Genomic DNA, 15,969 nt, shown 5'->3' on the forward strand with positions numbered 1-15,969 from the left:
CCGGCCTCACCGCGGGGTGTCGGGCCGTAGCGGGAGCAGGCCGGCGAGGATGAGCGCGCCGCCGACCGGCAGCAGGTCGAGGTTGACGGCGAGCGCGACGAAGCCGAGCAGGACCAGGGGCGGAGACCAGCGCGGCAGCCGGCGCGGCCGGACGGTGGCGGCCCGGACGAGCAGCGCCAGCAGGCCGAGTTGGAACAGCAGCGGCCCGATCAGGAAGAGCGGATCCGGCAGCGGCGCCGCGTCGGCGAACCCGGCGAAGAGGTCACCTAGGATCACCCAGAGGAAGGCCGCCGCGCCGATGAGCGTCGCCGCGGTTGCCGCGTCGGTGAGAGCTCGCCGGCGGGGCGTCGTGGCCAACAGCATCCGTCGCAGCTGCACCGCGAGGGCGGCGAAGAGGGCGATCGAGACGAAGAAGAGGCTGTGGCCGATGTTCCAGGCCCAGCCCGGCCCGTGGTCGCCGTCGAGGCCGTCGACGAGCCGGCAGATGCCGTAGAGCAGGAGCAGCGCCGGGGCGGCGACGGCGACCATCCGTACCGCGGGAAGACTCGGCCCGGCGGCCCGGGCATCGGTGGCGATCATTTCTCCAGCCTGGCAGTCGCCCGGCAGCCTGCCATCGGGGTCTCCCCGCAGCCCACCCGGATCCGCCACCCCCGAGCGTCTCGGGGCCGATCGGGAGTCGGGGTTACCAGGTGGCGTCGCCTCGGGCCGTGGGCCATGATCAGCTCACCGCGCGCCTGATTCCGGCCCGGTTAATCCTTTTTGTCCGAGATGATGGGGAGATGGAGATACGCTCCGACGACGGCGCGCGGCTGCGGATCCGGCCGGTCGGCTACCAGCCGGGCGTCGAGCCGCCGGTCGATCCCGACGAGGCGGCGGGCTGGGACGACTGGCTGCTGATCGAGGCGGATGCCCGTACCGCCGACGGGCAGGCCTGGTCCCGCTGCGATCCCTGCCTGACCACCGCCGAGGCGGGGATGCTGGCCGACTGGCTGCGGTTGCAGGCCGACCTGGCGGCAGACCCGTCGATGTTGCCGGCGGTGCTGCGCTTCACCGAGCCGAACCTGGCGTTCCGCACCCGGGTCATCCGGCGACGGCGGGTGGAGCTGACGGTCGAGTTCTCCTACGAGTCGCTGCCGCCGTGGATGCGCCGGCCGCTCACCGCGGTGTACCGACTGCCGCTGACCCTGTCGACCGATGCCCTGGCCGTGGCCGCGGAGCAGTGGTCCCGGGAGGTCGAGGCGTACCCCCAGCGGGTGATCTCCTAGTCGCGGTCCGGGCGGATCGGGACAGATCGGCGGAGGCCAATTCTCTCTTATCGGGAACAAAGGGAAGCATCGATCCATCGCGCGTGTCCTGTCACGAACGCGAGCTGTTGTACCGCGTGTGACCACCACATCACCCGGCACAGTTGCCCTGGCCACAGCCGGCCCCGCCTGGCGGACCGCGTGGGCGGACCGCGAGAACGAACGACGCCGGCGCGCCCACCTCGCCGACGTCGAACAGTGGCGCCGCCGCGCCGACGAGCTGACCCGGCAGCGGATCGAGGCCGGAAGTTTCCTCGGCTGCACCCAGCCCCGCACCGGGCTGCCGGTGACGCTCGACGACGACGAACTCATCTATCGGGTCCTGCCCACCGCCGAGCTGGTCGAGGCCGTCGCCCGGCACGTGCCCGGACTGCCCGCGCCGTCGCTGACCGTCGGACCCCCCGGCACGACCGGCCGGGCACTGCCCCGGGGCCTGCGGGTCGTCGACGCCGGCATCGCCGTGGTCACCAACCACCGCGTCGCCTTCGCCGGCCGCGAGCGCCGGCGCGAATGGCGGTACGCGGACCTGACCGGCCCCGCCCACCACCCCGACGTGCCACTGACCCTGCTGCACACCGCCGACCCGGGCCGGCTCGCCGGGCTGCTGGTGCCGGCGAACACCGCGGCGAACACCCGCTTCTACCTCACCCTCGCGGTCGCCGCCGCCGACGGCAGACGCGCCGACGTCACCGCGGAACTCGACACGCTCACCGCGGCCCACCAGCGCAGCCAGCCCGCGCCGCCACCGCCGGCTCATCCGCACCAGGCGCCGCTGAGCGCGCTGCGACCCGAGCGGCGGGCGACCGCCGCCGCCGTCGCCGCGCTGGCCTTCGCCACGCTGAGCGCCGGCGCGTACGGCTCGGAGCAGGACGGCCCGAGGTACCGGACCGGGGCCGGCGACGTCGCGGTGAACACCGACGCGCCGGGCGGGATCGGCGCCCTCATCCCGGACCTGGTGCCGCAGCCGGTCTGGCCCGTCCCGGCCACGCCCCCGCCGGGAACCGGTCCGGTCGGGCCGCCGATCGCCGTTGACGCACCGGCCGGGCCGGCACGGTCGGGGTCGACCGCTTCGCCGGTGGCCCCGGCGCCCGGCGCCGCGTCCCGCCCCGGCGCGGTCGCCAATGCCGGGCCGAGCACCGCACCGGCGCCGCCCACCGCACCGGCACCGCCCACCGTGGTGGCTCCGCCGGCCCCCACCGGGGCACCGACGACCACAGCCCCCGCCCCGGACAGCCCGCCACCGACCACGGCGCCCGCGCCGACAACACCGCCGCCGTCGCCGGACGCCCAACTGCTCACCCTCTGCCTGGACCCGCTCAAGCTCCCGCTGCTGGACCGGCTCCTCTGCCCACCCACGGACGGCTGAGAGCCCCGGCCGCGCTGGTGCCGCGCCGGCCCGTTGCCGCGCCGGTCAGTCGGCGGTGCCGAAGTCGGGGAGGGTGAGGCTGCCGTCCGCGCCGAGCGGGATGCTGGGGTTCCAGGCGATCTCCCAGACGTGGCCGTCCGGGTCGGCGAAGCAGCCCGCGTAGCCGCCGTAGAACGTCTCGGTGGCCGGCCGGGTCACCTCGGCCCCCGCCGCGCCCGCCGCCGTCAACAGCTCGTCGACCTCGCTGCGGGACCGGACGTTCTGCGCCAACGTCATCCCGCCGAAGCCGCTGCCCCCCGGGTCGTCGACACCGGCGTCGGCGGCCAGCTTGTCCCGCCCCCACAGCACCAGCGCCAGGCCGCCGGCCTGGAAGAAGACGGTCTCCTCGACCTCCTGGCCGCGCCAGCCCAACCGTTCGTAGAAGGCCCGGGCGCGCGGCAGGTCGGCGACGCCGAGGGTGACCAGACTGATCCGCTGCTCCATGCACGTAACGTAGCCGCCGGCCAGGCCGCGGTGTGGCAGCCGGCCTCGACGTTGTCGCCGGCCGGGTCGCGGACGAAGGCCGGGTGTGACGTGGAACGACACGCGTCACACCGCCGGAGGCTGCGGCGTCCCGCTGGCATGAGACATACGATCCGGGCCGTCACCGGCCTGCTGGGCCTGCTCGCCGTCGCGGCCGGAATGCTCGCGCTGCTCGCACCGACCGCGTTCGCCACGGCCGTCAACTTCCCACCGCACCGGCACTTCGTGCACGACATCGGCGCGTTCCAACTCGGCATCGGGGTGACCCTGCTGCTGGCCATCATCTGGGCCGACGGGTTCACCGTGGCGCTGGCCGGATATCTGGTCGGCAGCGTCGCGCACACGGTGGTGCACGTCGCCGACCGGAATCTCGGCGGCGCCACCGGACAGACAGTGATCATCGGAGTGTCGTCGGTGCTCGCCGCCGTGGCCCTGGTCGAGCGGTGGCGCGAGCTGGGCTGGATCCTCGGCCCGGTCGAGCCGGACAGCTCGCCGCGGTGGGCGCCGTTCAGCCGGCAGAAGACCATCGCGCTCACCACGTTCCGCCGCGACGGCACCCCGGTCGCCACCCCGGTCAGCATCGCCGTCCGCGGCGAACGCGCCTACGTGCGCAGCTACGAGCGGGCCTGGAAGACCCGGCGGATCCAGCGGAACCCCGCCGTCACCGTCGCCGCCGCCACCGGCCGTGGCACGCCCACCGGCCCGGCCGTGCGGGCCACCGCCCGCCAGCTGACCGGCGACGAGTACGCCACCGCGCGGCGGGCGCTGCGCCGCAAGTACCCGCTGCTGCACGGGGTGCTGGTGCCGCTGACGCACCGGCTCGCCCGGCGCAGGACCGGCCGGACCGTGCACTTCGAGCTGCGCATCGAGTGACCGCCGGCCGACCAACCCCTGCACGCTCCTTCCACAGCGCTTCCACCGCCACCTGCGAGCCTCGACGTCAGCCCGGGAAGGTGCACCGCAACGCACCTCACCCGATCACCCACCGACCGACGGCTGGCTTGTGTGGCCCGCGCCGGTGCCCAACCTGGAGCACCGGTGGCGGCGCCACACGCTGACGGGGGCCAGCCGCCGGCCAGGAGCACGGGGAAGGACTGTCCGATGCAGTACGAGTCACTGGGGAGAACGGCAGGAAACAGCACCGCCCGAAGGAGAAGGACACCGCTGCTGCGCGGGCTCGCCGTGGCGGCCGTCGCGGTGACGTCGCTGTCGATGGCGGTGACCCCGGCCAGCGCGGCCAGCACCGAGGCCGGCGCGCCGGCCGCCGCCGCGGCGGTGGTGCCCATCGCCGCCTCAGAGGTCCGCAACTACGCCTGGTTCAACAACAAGACCGACGCCGACATGCACGGCGGAGTCGTGGCACACGTGGCCCGGCTGATCAACGCCGCGCCGACCGGGGCGACGCTCTCACTCACCCTCTACTTCTTCAACCGCCCGGAGATCGTCACTGCCCTGCGCGGTGCCGCCGAACGGGGCGTGCGGGTGCGGATCGTCATCAACGGCAGCCAGGTCGGCACCGCCCACTACAACGCGCTGAAGGCGATCCCGGCCATCACGCTGGTGGAGTGCGGCGAGCGGCGACCCGACAAGCAGTCGACCCGCGGTTGCGCGACCAGCCGCACCGGTGCGACGCCGCTGACCAACCCGCCGCTGATGCACAACAAGTTCATGACCATCTCCAGCGTGCAACTGGTCGGCGGCGGCACGGCCCGCAACGTTCTCTACGTCGCCTCGGCGAATCTGGATTACTACCGCGCGTACGAGAACGCCATCACCATCAGCAACGCCGGCCTCTACGCGGCCTACCTGAGCTACTTCAACGACCTGATGCGCTATGGCACCTCGGGGCGGAACAACCCCAACCTGGGCAGCACGACGGCCGTCGGCGACCACCGCGTCTACACCTTCCCCCGCCGGGAGGCGGCCGGGCGTAAACCGGGCGGCGCCAGCAACGACCCGGTCGTCAGCCTGCTGAAGGCGACGAACTGCTCCGGCGGTACCCGCATCGACCTGGCCAACTTCCGGATCCAGCGTGCCGCGGTGGTGACGGAACTGAAGGCCGCCCGGAGTCGGGGCTGCCAGGTCAGGATCGTCACCGGCGCCACCTCGGGCCGGCCGCACGACGCGGGCGCGCCGATGCGGGCACTGGTGGACCTCGCCCGGGCGATGCCGGTGCACCTGTGCGGCTACACCGCAGCCGGCGGCGTACCTATGCACGAGAAGTTCATGATCGTGCGGCGTGGTGCCCAGTCCACGCTCTACGTGGGCAGCCACAACCTGACCTACCGCGCGCTGCGGCAGAACGACGAGAACATCCTGGCGCTGCGCAGCCACCCGCTGAACGTGCCGTTCCAGCAGCGCTTCGACTCGCACTACAGCACGTGCCTGCCGTGGACGCCGCCCGCGAACGCCGCGGCCGCCGCCGCGGACACCGACGAGCTCGACTAGTGACCGAGCCGGCCACACCCCGCCACCCGGGGTGTTGCCGGCATCAGCCGGGCTTCGACGGTTCGGACGCCTGGCGTAGCTGCTCCCGAACCTGTTCGGCGTCCGGGTGGTCGAGGTCGACGAAGATGTCCAGCGCCTGCTGCCAGCATTCGCGGGCGGCGGCGAGGTCACCGGCGGCGTGCCGGGTCTCGCCGAGGTGGCGCAGGGTGACCGCCTCGTTCATCCGGTCGCCGAGTTTCCGATAGAGGCCGAGCGCCTCCTGATAGCACGAGAGGGCCTGGTGAAGGTCGACGTGCCGGTACGCGTAGCCGAGGCTGTCCCAGGTGCCGGCCAGGCCGACCGGGTCGCCGATCTGCTCGAGCAGGGCCAGCGCCCGACGGCAGTGTTCGATGGCCTGCTCGTGCTCGCCGAGCAGCGCGTGACACCAGCCCACCGAGTTGTGGGTGTTGGCGACCCCGCGCTCGTGACCGGCGCGCCGGAACAGCTCCAGCGCCCGCAGGTCGTGCCGCAGCGCCGCGCGGACGTCGCCCTGCTGCTCGGACAACCAGCCGAGGCTGCGGTAGGTGAAGCCCTGCCCGACCAGGTCACCGAGGTCGTCGAAGAGGCCCAACGCCTGCCGGTAGTCGTCCTGCGCGGCGTCGAACTGCCGCAGGCGCACCCGGGCACCGCCCAGGATCCGGTGCGCCTCCGCCTCCGCCGCGCGGTCACCCTGCCGCCGCGCCGCGGCCACCGCCATTTCCCCGACGTACGCCCAGTCGAGCCAGTGCCCTCGGCGGGCGAAGAAGTTCGCGGTGGCCCAGGCGAGCTGCCAGACCCGCTCGTCGAAGCCGGCCTGCGCGGCCCGATCCAACGCGGCGAGCAGCACCCGGTGCTCGGCGGTGAACCAGGCCAGCGCCGCCGGCCGGTCCCCGAACGCCTCCGGTTGCGCCCCTGCCGCGGCCACCGGCGGGTCCGGCGGATCCCGATGCGGCCAGAGCAGGCCGTCGGCGGCGAGCGCGGTGTGCAGATAGTGGTCGAGCGCTCGTGGCAACGCGGAGCGCACCTCGTCGGCGCCGGCCAGCTCGTTGCCGTAGGCGCGGAGCAGATCGTGCAGCGCGAACCGGCCGGGAACGTGCTCGACGACCAGGTGCGCCGCGGCCAACTCGCGCACCCCCGGCCGTACCTCGTCGACCGGCAGGGCGGCCAGACTGGCCGCGGCGGCGACGGTGACATCCGGGCCGGGATGCGCCGCCAGCAACCGGAACAGCCGGGCCGCCGCCGGGGAGAGCCCGCGGTACGACCACGAGAAGACCGCCCGTACGTCGGTGTCGCCCACCGCGAAGGCGTCGAGCCGGCCGGCGCCGGCCCGCAACTCCCCGGCGAGCGCGTCGAGGCTGAACTCAGGGTGGGTGGCCGCGCGGGCGGCCACGATGGCCAACGCCAGCGGCAGCCGGCCGCACGACTCGATGATCTGCCCGACCGCCGCCGGCTCGCCCGCCAACCGGGCCGCCCCGACCCGGCGTGCGATCAACTCACTGGACTCACCGCCGCTGAGCAGGCCCAACCGCAGTGGCCGGGCACCTTCGGCGACCACCAGATCGGGCAACTGGTTGCGGCTCACCACGACGGCGGCGCAGCCCGGCGCGCCCGGCAGCAGCGGGCGGACCTGCGCCACGTCACGGATGTTGTCCACCAGCACGAGGATTCGCCGGCCGGCCAGCAGAGCGCGGTAGAGGCCGGTCTGCGCCGCCAGGGTCGCCGGCATCTTCTCGGGCGTGACCGCGAGCGCGTCCAGGAAACCGCGCAACGCCTGGCTGGCGGTGAGCGGCGCCGCGACCGGGTCGTAGCCCCGCATGTCGACGTAGAGGTGCCCGTCCGGGAACTCCTCGCGTACCTCATGGGCCAGGCGCACCGCGAAGAGCGTCTTGCCGACCCCGGCCAGCCCGCTGACCAGTACGGTGGGGCAGCTCTGCTCCCGGGCGAGCAGGAGCTGCCGGGCCGCGCCGAGTTCGTCTACCCGGCCGACGAACTGCGGCGGATCCGGCGGCAGCAACGAGGGCCGTGGCGGCTTGGCGTGCTCCGCCGGCAGCCGCGGCAGCGGCACCTGACGGCGGAGGATGTCACGCTGCAGGGCCTGCAACTCCGGTGCGTCCAACCCGCGCTCCCGGAGCAGGTTCAGGCCCTCCCGGCACACCTCGGCCGCCTCGTCCACCCGCTGCTCGGCGTAGAGCGCCACCGCGAGCAGCCGGCGGACCCCCTCGTCGTACGGGTCGTCGACCAGCACGCCCGACAGCAGCGCGATCGCCTCGGTGTGCCGCCCGAGCGCGGAGAGTCCCTCGGCGTGGCAGCGGCGCGCGGCCCGGCGCTCCGCCTCGAGTTGGGCGACCGCCGGCAGCACGAACGGTCGGTCGGCCACGTCGGCGAAGGCCGGGCCACGCCACAGGCTCAACGCCTCCGCGAGCCGGGCGACCCCTCGCTCGACCAGGTCAGGCTCGCCGGCCGAGACGAGTTGCCGGCCCTCCGCACACCAGCGGACGAAGCGGTATGCGTCGACCGCGTCCGGTGGCAGCGCGAGCCGGTACGCCGACGCCACCCCGGCGCCGACCGTCGCCACCACCGGCTCGTCCGCCTCCGTTCCGATCCGGAGCGCGCGGCGCAGGTGCGACACGTGACTGCGCAACGTCGTACGGGCGCCCGGGGGAGGCGAGTCGGCCCACATCAGCTCGACCACCCGGGCGGCCGGCACCGCCGTACCCGGTTCGACGAGCAGGACCGCCAGCAGCTCCACCAGTTTCGGGCCGAGCCGCACCGGCCGGTCGTCGACCTGCACCCGGACGGGGCCGAGCACGCTGATGCGCAACAACCCGTACTCACGCTCCCATCCGCCGCGTCCCCACTACGGTAGCGGTCGATCTCATGACCCTACGTGTAGTTGATCGAGATTCCCGGATATCGGGTGAGCGCCACCGGCGGCGCGCGGTGGATGCCGCCCGAGCCCGTGACGCGGCACCCGTGATCGCCCGGGGCGTGCGAGCATGATCTGTCCCCTGTGCACAGTGCAGATCCCCGTCGGAAGGCAGCATCGTGGCAGACAACGCCCCGTTCTCCGTGACCGAGCAGGTGCCGAAGATCGACGCGAGCGTGCCGCACTCGGCCCGCATCTGGAACTACTGGTTGGGCGGGAAGGACAACTTCGAGGCCGACCGCGCGGCCGGCGAGCAGGTACGCGCGATCTTCCCCGCGATGATCGAGACCGCCCGTGAGTCGCGGGCGTTCCTCTCCCGCGCCGTAGGCTTCCTCGCCGGCGAGGCCGGCATCCGGCAGTTCCTCGACATCGGCACGGGCCTGCCCACCGCCGACAACACCCACGAGGTGGCCCAGCGGGTCCGGCCCGACAGCCGCGTCGTCTACGTCGACAACGACCCGATGGTGCTCGCCCACGCCCGCGCGCTGCTGGCCGGCACGCCCGAGGGCCTGACCCGATACCTGCACTCCGACCTGCGCGACCCCGACGCGGTGCTCCGCCAGGCCGCCGAGCACCTCGACTTCACGCAGCCCGTCGCGATCCTGCTCTTCGGCGTGATGGGGCACGTCGCCGACGACGACGAGGTTGCCGACGTCATCCGGGAACTGCTCGCAGCGGTCCCCTCGGGCAGCTACCTGGCGCTCTCCGACGGCACCGACACCAGCGAGGCCGTCGTCGAGTCCCACCGGCAGTACAACGAGAGCGGCGCGGTGCCCTACCACCTGCGCAGCCCCGAGCGGATCACCCGCTTCTTCGACGGCCTGGAGCTGGTCGAGCCCGGCCTGGTGCCGTTCACGCACTGGCGACCCGAGCAGGGCACTCCCGCCGACGTCGACGGCTACGGCGCCGTCGGCCGCAAACCCTGATCGGCCGGGAACCGGTCCCTGGCGGGCTGTGCCACCTCTGAACTGCGAATTCACCGGGGGCGGTGGCGAACGCCGGACCGGGGATGCTGTCATGTGCCGGTGGGGGAGTCAGAGGTACGGCGCACCGTCGAGACGGTGTGGCGGATGGAGGCCGGGCGCGTCGTCGCCGGCATTGCCGGGATCGTGCGCGACGTCGGCCAGGCCGAGGAGTTGGCCCAGGACGCGCTGGTCGCCGCTCTTGAACAGTGGCCGCGCGACGGCGTACCGGCCAACCCCGGCGCCTGGCTGACGACCGTGGGCAAGCGGCGGGCCATCGACGTGCTGCGCCGCCGGCAGACCCGCGAGCGTACGCTCGCCGAGCTCGGCCGCGACCTCGACGAGCAGGTGACCCCCGACTTCGACGCCGCACTCGAGGACCGCATCGAGGACGACCTGCTTCGGCTGATCTTCGTCGCCTGCCACCCGGTGCTCTCCCCGATCGCGCGGGCCGCGCTCACCCTGCGGCTGGTCGGCGGCCTCAGCACCGGCGAGATCGCCCGCGCCTTCCTCACCACCGAACCCACCGTCGGCCAGCGGATCACCCGCGCCAAACAGACCCTCGCCGCCGCCCGGGTGCCCTTCGAGGTCCCCGGGCCCGCCGACCGCGCCGACCGCCTCGACTCGGTGCTGGAGGTCGTCTACCTGATCTTCAACGAGGGGTACGCGGCCACCGCCGGCGACGACCTGATGCGCCCCGCTCTGTGCCAGGAGGCGCTGCGCCTGGCCCGGCAGTTGCAGGCGCTGATGCCCGGCGAGCCCGAGGTGCACGGCCTGGCCGCGCTGCTGGAGATCCAGGCCTCCCGCACCCACGCCCGCACCGCCCCCGACGGCGAGCCCATCCTGCTCAATGACCAGGACCGCCGCCGCTGGGACCAGTTGCTCATCCGCCGCGGGCTCGCCGCGCTCGACCGGGCCCGCACCGACCATCCCGGCCCGTACGCCGTCCAGGCCGAGATCGCCGCGTGCCACGCGCGGGCGCGTACCCCCGAGGAGACCGACTGGGCGCGGATCGCCGCGCTCTACGCGGAGCTGGCCCGGCTCGTACCCTCGCCCGTCGTGGAACTGAACCGGGCCGTCGCGATCGCCCAGGCCGAAGGCCCCGCCGCCGGTCTGGCGGCGGCCCGGGCGCTGGCCGACGAGCCGGCGCTCGCGCAGTATCACCTGCTGCCCAGCGTGCTCGGCGACCTGCTCGCCAAGCTCGGCCGGCACGACGAGGCCCGGCAGGAGTTCGAGCGCGCGGCGTCGCTCGTCGACAACGCGCGGGTGCGGGCGCTGCTGCTCGACCGGGCCGCCGACTGCGGCCAGAAAAAATCTTGAGAGCGGATGTCGGATCCCGGCCGACCCGCCCGACGCGTCAGTGAGAGACAGCAAACTTCCTGGAAGGAACCCTGAGATGCGCTACATGCTCATGCACAAGCTCGACGAGAACCAGCCCGGCGCCTTCGACCCCAGCCCGCAGTTCCTGGAGCGGCTGGGCGCCTTCATGGGGGAGGCGATCCAGGCCGGTGTGCTGCTCTCGGGTGAGGGGCTGGAGAAGAGCAGCAAGGAGTCGGCCCGGATCACCGCCGAGAAGGGCAAGACCACCATCATCGACGGCCCGTTCACCGAGACCAAGGAGCTCATCGCCGGGTTCGCGCTGATGGAGGTGCGGTCGAAGGACGAGGCGGTGGAGTGGGGCAAGCGGTTCGCCGACCTCTTCATCGCCGACGGCATCGACGTCGAGATCGACGTCCGCCGGGTCAACGAGGGCCCGGCCTGAGCTGACCTACGACGGGGAGCCGGCCGCGCCGGCCGGCCCCGCGTGCGGCCCCGGCCGGCTGTACCGACTTGACCCTCACGCGGCGTCAGGCCGGAGGGTGGGGTTCATGAGCGACTACTACGACGCTTTCGAGATGAGTCCCGTGCCCGCTCCCGGCCCGGATGCGGTCGCGCCGGAGCCGTTCCGCGGCATCTATGGAATGCCCGCGTTCCCGACGATTCCCACGAGCGACCTGGCGGCCTCGGCGGACTTCTGGATTCGTGGGCTCGGGTTCTTCGAGCTGTTCAGCATCCCCGGCACGCTTGTGCACCTGCGCCGGTGGGCGTTCCAGGACGTGCTCCTCGTCTCGGCGGCGAGCGTGCCGGCGCAGGCACCGGCGATGAGCGTCAGTTTCTCGTGCGTGCTCGGCCAGATCGACTCCCTGGTCGAGGCCTGCCGGGCGTTGAACCCGAACTCGGTCGACGGCCCACGGGACACTCCGTGGAACACCCGCGATGTGGAGGTGATCACCCCTGAGAACGCGCGGATCATTTTCACCGCGGCGAAGCCCTTTGATCCGGCCAGTCAGGAGGCGCGGAACCTTGCAGCCGTCGGGATCACCCCACCGGGCGTCGGTCGCGGCGACAATGAGGCGCATGCCTGATGCCACTGACGCCGACGGTCTGACCGTCGGTCAGGTCTCGACGCGTCTGGGCGTGACCGTCCGCGCGCTGCACCACTGGGACGACATCGGTCTGGCGCGACCGTCACTGCGCACGACCGGCGGATACAGGCTCTACACCGCCGGCGATCTGGAACGGCTGCACCGCATCGTCATCTACCGGGAGATCGGCCTCGGCCTGGACAGGATCCGGGCAATCTTGGACGGCTCGACGGCAGACGTGCCCGGCGCATTGCGCGCCCAGCGCACCCAGGTTGCCCAGCGGATCGAGCGCCTCCAGCAGCTCAGCGTCGGCCTGGATCGGATGATCGCCGCCCACGAGCGCGGCCTGCTGCTCACCGTCGAACAGCAGGCCGCGATCTTCGGCCCCCAGTGGAACCCGGACTGGCCCGCCCAAGCCCGTCGGCGCTACGGAGACACGACGCAGTGGCAGCAGTACGCCGAACGCTCAGCCTCGCGCAGCCCGGAGGAATGGCAGGCCGTCGCCGACACCGTCGCTGACCTCGACCGTGCCCTCGGCGACGCGATGGACGCCGGTGTCACCCCGGGCAGCCCAGAGGCGAATCAACTCGTCGAGCGGCACCGTGAGGTGTTCACCTCCTACTTTCCCCTCACCAGGCAGATGCAGGTCTGTCTCGGCCGCAGGTTCGAGGCCGATCCGGCATTCGCCGCCCACTACGACGGCATCCGCGCCGGCCTTGCCACCTGGTTCCGGCAAAGCATCGACGCCAGCGCGCGCGCCCACCACATCGACCCCGACACCGCCACCTGGCAGTAGCGCGGGACGGCTGAGGCCGGCGGCCCGTCAGCCGACTGCGAGCAACCTCATGACCGGATACAGCTAGGACCGTGCCTGCTCAGGCTCCGCGCCCTCGTCACCCCAACGGGCCAGCGCGGCCGACAGTTCGTCCAGGAACGCGTCGACCTGCCGGACGTCATATCCGCGCATCGCGATGACCAGCCCGGAGCGCGCCCGCTCGAACTCCGACGTGACCTGATAGCGCTGAATCACGCTCTCCGACATCAGCGCGTCCTGGCCGCGCCGGATCAGGGCATCCACCGGGCCCGGGTCATATCCCCGTAGCCCCACGGCGAAGTCCGGCGCGTCGAACCGCTGCCGGCGCAGCTGCCGGGCATCGGTGAAGCGATCTCCGGCGAAGCGGGCAAGGGCCGCGGCCACCTCGTCCGTCTTGTGCCGTACGTCGTCGAGGTCGAGCAGGACCAGGCCGGCCCGGCCGTCGACCGCGCTCTGACCGTCGAGGGGACGACCGATCGCCGACCCGTCGCCCGGCACCAGCAGCAGGGTTGGGGACTTCGACCTGCTGCCGCCCACCGTCGGCACCGGCTGATCGAGGATGATCCCGTCGATCTCGGCCCAGGGCACCAACCGGTTGAGCCCGGCCGTCCGCAGCGTCAGCCCCTCGGCTCCGATGTGGAAGCGGAACGGCTTGAGCTCGCTGACGACGAACGCGCCACCCATCACCAGCGTGAGACCGCCGAGGATCCACGCCCCGACGGAGGGGGACGAATCGCCGGTCGCGCCGCAGAGCAGCACGGACGCACCGAACGCCAGGAACACGAGGCCGAGCACCAGCAGGCGCCGACTCTTTCGAAGCTCCACGCCCACACCTCAATCTGCTGGGGACCGCCGCGCAGAGCATGGCACGGCAACGCAAAGATCCGCTGACTCCGACGACGTCAGTCGATTACCTGACGTAGTCGGCTTGGAGATAATGCCTGATCGCCTGACTACCTAGCGTGAGCGCGCCAACGACGAAGCGCTGCGCCGGTCACCCGACCAGGCCTCGGCGTGGCAGACAGGAGAGTCCACATGTCCGCTCGAAACGCCTCCCGCCGGTTCGGTCCCCGCACGCTCAGCCTGATGGTCGGCCTCGCCGTCACCGGCGCGGTGGTGGTCGCCCCCGCCGCCCCGGCGTCGGCCGCGGTCCCTGGCCTGGTCCGGGTCGCCGCGACCAGCGTCAGCAGCTCCACCGACTTCCGCAGCGTCACCGCGACCTGCCCCGTCGGGAAGGTGCTCACCGGTGCCGGGTACGAGCTGAACGGCGTCACCGGTGAGGCGGTCGTGGACGACTTCCGCCCCAACGGCGGCCCGGCCATCGCGCCCAGCTCCGCCACCGCCGGCGCGTACGAGGAGGACGCGTTCGCCGGCAACTGGTCGAACACCGCGTACGCCATCTGCGCGACGGCATAGCGGCTCCTCAACGGACACGGGTGATGAGGGTGCGGACGCGACGGTCCGCACCCTCGTTTCCGGACTCACCGCGCACCCCAGTCTTCGAGGTCCGGCAATCTCTGCGTCAACGTTCGCTCAGTTTCCGTGACCTCGCTGGTCACCTGGGGCCGAAACGATCACAGGGATCCGCCTGGTCCCCGAGCGAAATGCGAGTCCACCGTGTCCTCCCCACGCCGTGCCCTGCGCCGTGCCCGGCGTTGCTCCTGGGGCGTGCTCGCGCTGGCGCTGATCGGGGTGCTGGTGCCGGATCCGGCCTCGGCACATCCCTTCGGCGCTCCACAGCAGATCGAGGTCGCGGGCCAGGGCGATCACGGTGTACGGGTCCGCTGGCTGGTCGGCGGAACCGATGACCTCACCCTGCTCGGCATCGACCTCGGCGTGCTCCCGAAGGACCGGGTGATGCTGGACGGCGCGGTCGCCTACGAGGACTCCGACGCCGAGGCGATGGCCAAGGCCCCCGAGTTCGCCCGGTACCTGACCGAGCGGATCACCGCCACCCAGGACGGGCGGTCCTGCGCGGGCGCGGTCAGCGTCGCCGACGATCTGGCGGCCGATGGCGCCGAGGTGCTGTTCACCTGCCCCGGGCCGGTGAGCACAGTGACCGTGACGTCCCGGATGCTCACCGACCTGCACGAGGCCTACCGGACGCTCGCCAGAGGCCCCGACGGGCAGAAGGCGGTGTACGACGCCAAACACGAGTCGGCCGACTGGAGCATCACCGCCGGCCCGGACCCCGGTTCCCGTGCCGCGTCGACCCGGACCGTCGCCGCAGCGTCGTCGGACCGCAGCGCCCGGCAACTCCTGGTCATCGGGGGCGTCATGCTGGCCGCCGCCGCGGCCGGGATCTTCTTCTACCGCCGACGCCGACGAGCGGCCTGAACCGTGGACGCCACCGTCAGCCTCGGCACCGCGCTCGTCGGCGACCCCGTCGCCCGCCTGCTCAACGGCGATCTCTTCGGAGCCGCCAGGATCGGGGATCAGCTGATCGAGATCGTGCAGTCGCCGGGCTTCGTACCGGTGGCGCTGTTGATCGCCTTCCTGGCCGGGGCCGCGCACGGGCTCGCGCCCGGGCACGGCAAGAGCCTCGCGGCGGCGTACCTGATCGGCTCCCGCGGCCGGGTCCGCGACGCCGCCTGGCTGGGATTCTCGGTGGCCGCGATGCACACCGTCTCGGTGCTGGTCATCGCGGTGGCCTGGACCTTCTTCTCCCTCTCCGACCTGGTCAGCCTCGAACGACTGACCACCGGACTGCAACTGGTGGCCGGCCTGACCGTCGTCGCCGTCGGGCTCTGGCTGCTGCGACGCCACCTACGTCGGCACGGCCATGACCACCCGCACGACCATGGCCACAGCCACGACCACGGTCACACCCACGACCACAGCCACACCTCCCGGCCGGGTCTGCTCCTGCTGGGGGTGTCCGGCGGTCTGACGCCGTCCCCGGCGGCGTTCCTCGTGCTGGTGACCGGCATCTTCGCCGGCCGGGCCGGGTTCGCCCTGCTTCTCGTGGTCTGTTTCGGCCTCGGGCTCGCCGCCGTGCTCTTCACCGTCGGACTGCTGGCTCTCACCGGCCGCTCCCTCGTGGCCCGCGCCGCCTCGTCCCGCGCCCTCGTACGGCTGGCCGCGCGGGTGGCCCCCGTGCTCGCCGCCTGCGGAATCACCCTCATCGGCGTCGGCATCTCCGCCGCCGCCGTCGCCGGCCTGCCCGGGACCTGACCGGCTGTCGCGGATTCCCGACCACCGACC

The 15,969-nt window shown here is 72.8% G+C and carries 16 protein-coding genes; 12 read left to right on the forward strand and 4 right to left on the reverse strand.

Going from position 1 to position 15,969, the window contains the following annotated elements; genetic code table 11:
* Positions 1-6 precede the first annotated feature (6 nt).
* Positions 7-579, reverse strand: a complete 573-nt coding sequence (locus tag AB0C04_RS26565) for a hypothetical protein (protein WP_357059444.1) — start codon at positions 577-579, stop codon at positions 7-9.
* Between the two features lie 200 nt (positions 580-779).
* Here AB0C04_RS26565 and AB0C04_RS26570 point away from each other — a divergent pair, with 200 nt between their 5' ends.
* Entirely contained in the window at positions 780-1,265 is a 486-nt protein-coding gene (locus AB0C04_RS26570; protein ID WP_357059448.1) for a hypothetical protein, read from the forward strand.
* Positions 1,266-1,383: 118 nt separating this feature from the next.
* Entirely contained in the window at positions 1,384-2,670 is a 1,287-nt protein-coding gene (locus tag AB0C04_RS26575) for a hypothetical protein (protein WP_357059450.1), read from the forward strand.
* A 45-nt stretch (positions 2,671-2,715) separates the two neighbouring features.
* On the opposite strand, the gene AB0C04_RS26580 is transcribed toward AB0C04_RS26575, so the two are convergent.
* Complete coding sequence (locus AB0C04_RS26580) at positions 2,716-3,153, reverse strand: VOC family protein (RefSeq protein ID WP_357059453.1); 438 nt, start codon at positions 3,151-3,153, stop codon at positions 2,716-2,718.
* Between the two features lie 138 nt (positions 3,154-3,291).
* Here AB0C04_RS26580 and AB0C04_RS26585 point away from each other — a divergent pair, with 138 nt between their 5' ends.
* Positions 3,292-4,065: a PPOX class F420-dependent oxidoreductase gene (locus AB0C04_RS26585; protein ID WP_357059456.1), complete on the forward strand. Its 774-nt coding sequence runs from the start codon at positions 3,292-3,294 to the stop codon at positions 4,063-4,065.
* A 228-nt stretch (positions 4,066-4,293) separates the two neighbouring features.
* Complete coding sequence (locus AB0C04_RS26590; RefSeq protein ID WP_357059459.1) at positions 4,294-5,640, forward strand: phosphatidylserine/phosphatidylglycerophosphate/cardiolipin synthase family protein; 1,347 nt, start codon at positions 4,294-4,296, stop codon at positions 5,638-5,640.
* Between the two features lie 43 nt (positions 5,641-5,683).
* Here AB0C04_RS26590 and AB0C04_RS26595 read toward each other — a convergent pair whose 3' ends face one another.
* Positions 5,684-8,482 (reverse strand): BTAD domain-containing putative transcriptional regulator, encoded by a 2,799-nt coding sequence (locus AB0C04_RS26595; RefSeq protein ID WP_357059461.1) that lies wholly within the window; start codon positions 8,480-8,482, stop codon positions 5,684-5,686.
* A 221-nt stretch (positions 8,483-8,703) separates the two neighbouring features.
* Here AB0C04_RS26595 and AB0C04_RS26600 point away from each other — a divergent pair, with 221 nt between their 5' ends.
* The 5 genes from AB0C04_RS26600 to AB0C04_RS26620 all read left to right on the forward strand — a co-directional run bounded on the left by AB0C04_RS26600 (position 8,704) and on the right by AB0C04_RS26620 (position 12,747).
* Entirely contained in the window at positions 8,704-9,510 is an 807-nt protein-coding gene (locus tag AB0C04_RS26600; RefSeq protein ID WP_357059464.1) for an SAM-dependent methyltransferase, read from the forward strand.
* A 99-nt stretch (positions 9,511-9,609) separates the two neighbouring features.
* Positions 9,610-10,866: an RNA polymerase sigma factor gene (locus AB0C04_RS26605; protein ID WP_357059466.1), complete on the forward strand. Its 1,257-nt coding sequence runs from the start codon at positions 9,610-9,612 to the stop codon at positions 10,864-10,866.
* Positions 10,867-10,942: 76 nt separating this feature from the next.
* Entirely contained in the window at positions 10,943-11,308 is a 366-nt protein-coding gene (locus AB0C04_RS26610) for a YciI family protein (protein ID WP_357059469.1), read from the forward strand.
* Positions 11,309-11,414: 106 nt separating this feature from the next.
* A complete protein-coding gene (locus tag AB0C04_RS26615; RefSeq protein WP_357059472.1) occupies positions 11,415-11,951 on the forward strand; it encodes a hypothetical protein in 537 nt (178 codons plus the stop codon).
* A complete protein-coding gene (locus AB0C04_RS26620) occupies positions 11,935-12,747 on the forward strand; it encodes a MerR family transcriptional regulator (protein WP_357059475.1) in 813 nt (270 codons plus the stop codon). The genes AB0C04_RS26615 and AB0C04_RS26620 overlap by 17 nt, the downstream gene beginning before the upstream one ends.
* A 63-nt stretch (positions 12,748-12,810) precedes the next feature.
* Here the strand turns inward: AB0C04_RS26620 and AB0C04_RS26625 are convergent, their stop codons facing one another.
* Complete coding sequence (locus tag AB0C04_RS26625) at positions 12,811-13,590, reverse strand: DivIVA domain-containing protein (protein ID WP_357059478.1); 780 nt, start codon at positions 13,588-13,590, stop codon at positions 12,811-12,813.
* 210 nt (positions 13,591-13,800) lie between these two features.
* Here AB0C04_RS26625 and AB0C04_RS26630 point away from each other — a divergent pair, with 210 nt between their 5' ends.
* From AB0C04_RS26630 to AB0C04_RS26640, 3 genes are all read left to right on the forward strand, one after another.
* A complete protein-coding gene (locus tag AB0C04_RS26630) occupies positions 13,801-14,181 on the forward strand; it encodes a hypothetical protein (RefSeq protein ID WP_357059481.1) in 381 nt (126 codons plus the stop codon).
* 201 nt (positions 14,182-14,382) lie between these two features.
* Positions 14,383-15,102 carry a hypothetical protein gene (locus AB0C04_RS26635; protein ID WP_357059483.1) on the forward strand — a complete coding sequence of 240 codons (720 nt, stop codon included), beginning with the start codon at positions 14,383-14,385 and terminating at the stop codon, positions 15,100-15,102.
* A gap of 3 nt (positions 15,103-15,105) precedes the next feature.
* The gene (locus AB0C04_RS26640; RefSeq protein WP_357059485.1) at positions 15,106-15,939 is read left to right on the forward strand and encodes a sulfite exporter TauE/SafE family protein; all 834 of its coding nucleotides are present in this window, start codon (positions 15,106-15,108) and stop codon (positions 15,937-15,939) included.
* The last annotated feature ends 30 nt before the right edge of the window (positions 15,940-15,969 follow it).

Source organism: Micromonospora sp. NPDC048909 (assembly GCF_040649635.1).
GTDB lineage: Bacteria > Actinomycetota > Actinomycetes > Mycobacteriales > Micromonosporaceae > Micromonospora.

Excerpts from the sequence above, each read along its gene's own strand:
- AB0C04_RS26615 (WP_357059472.1), top strand. The coding sequence starts at position 11,415 with ATGAGCGACTACTACGACGCTTTCGAGATGAGTCCCGTGCCCGCTCCC.
- AB0C04_RS26620 (WP_357059475.1), top strand. The coding sequence starts at position 11,935 with ATGAGGCGCATGCCTGATGCCACTGACGCCGACGGTCTGACCGTCGGT.
- AB0C04_RS26630 (WP_357059481.1), top strand. The coding sequence starts at position 13,801 with ATGTCCGCTCGAAACGCCTCCCGCCGGTTCGGTCCCCGCACGCTCAGC.
- AB0C04_RS26585 (WP_357059456.1), top strand. The coding sequence starts at position 3,292 with ATGAGACATACGATCCGGGCCGTCACCGGCCTGCTGGGCCTGCTCGCC.
- AB0C04_RS26580 (WP_357059453.1), bottom strand. The coding sequence starts at position 3,153 with ATGGAGCAGCGGATCAGTCTGGTCACCCTCGGCGTCGCCGACCTGCCG.
- AB0C04_RS26590 (WP_357059459.1), top strand. The coding sequence starts at position 4,294 with ATGCAGTACGAGTCACTGGGGAGAACGGCAGGAAACAGCACCGCCCGA.
- AB0C04_RS26570 (WP_357059448.1), top strand. The coding sequence starts at position 780 with ATGGAGATACGCTCCGACGACGGCGCGCGGCTGCGGATCCGGCCGGTC.
- AB0C04_RS26565 (WP_357059444.1), bottom strand. The coding sequence starts at position 579 with ATGATCGCCACCGATGCCCGGGCCGCCGGGCCGAGTCTTCCCGCGGTA.
- AB0C04_RS26610 (WP_357059469.1), top strand. The coding sequence starts at position 10,943 with ATGCGCTACATGCTCATGCACAAGCTCGACGAGAACCAGCCCGGCGCC.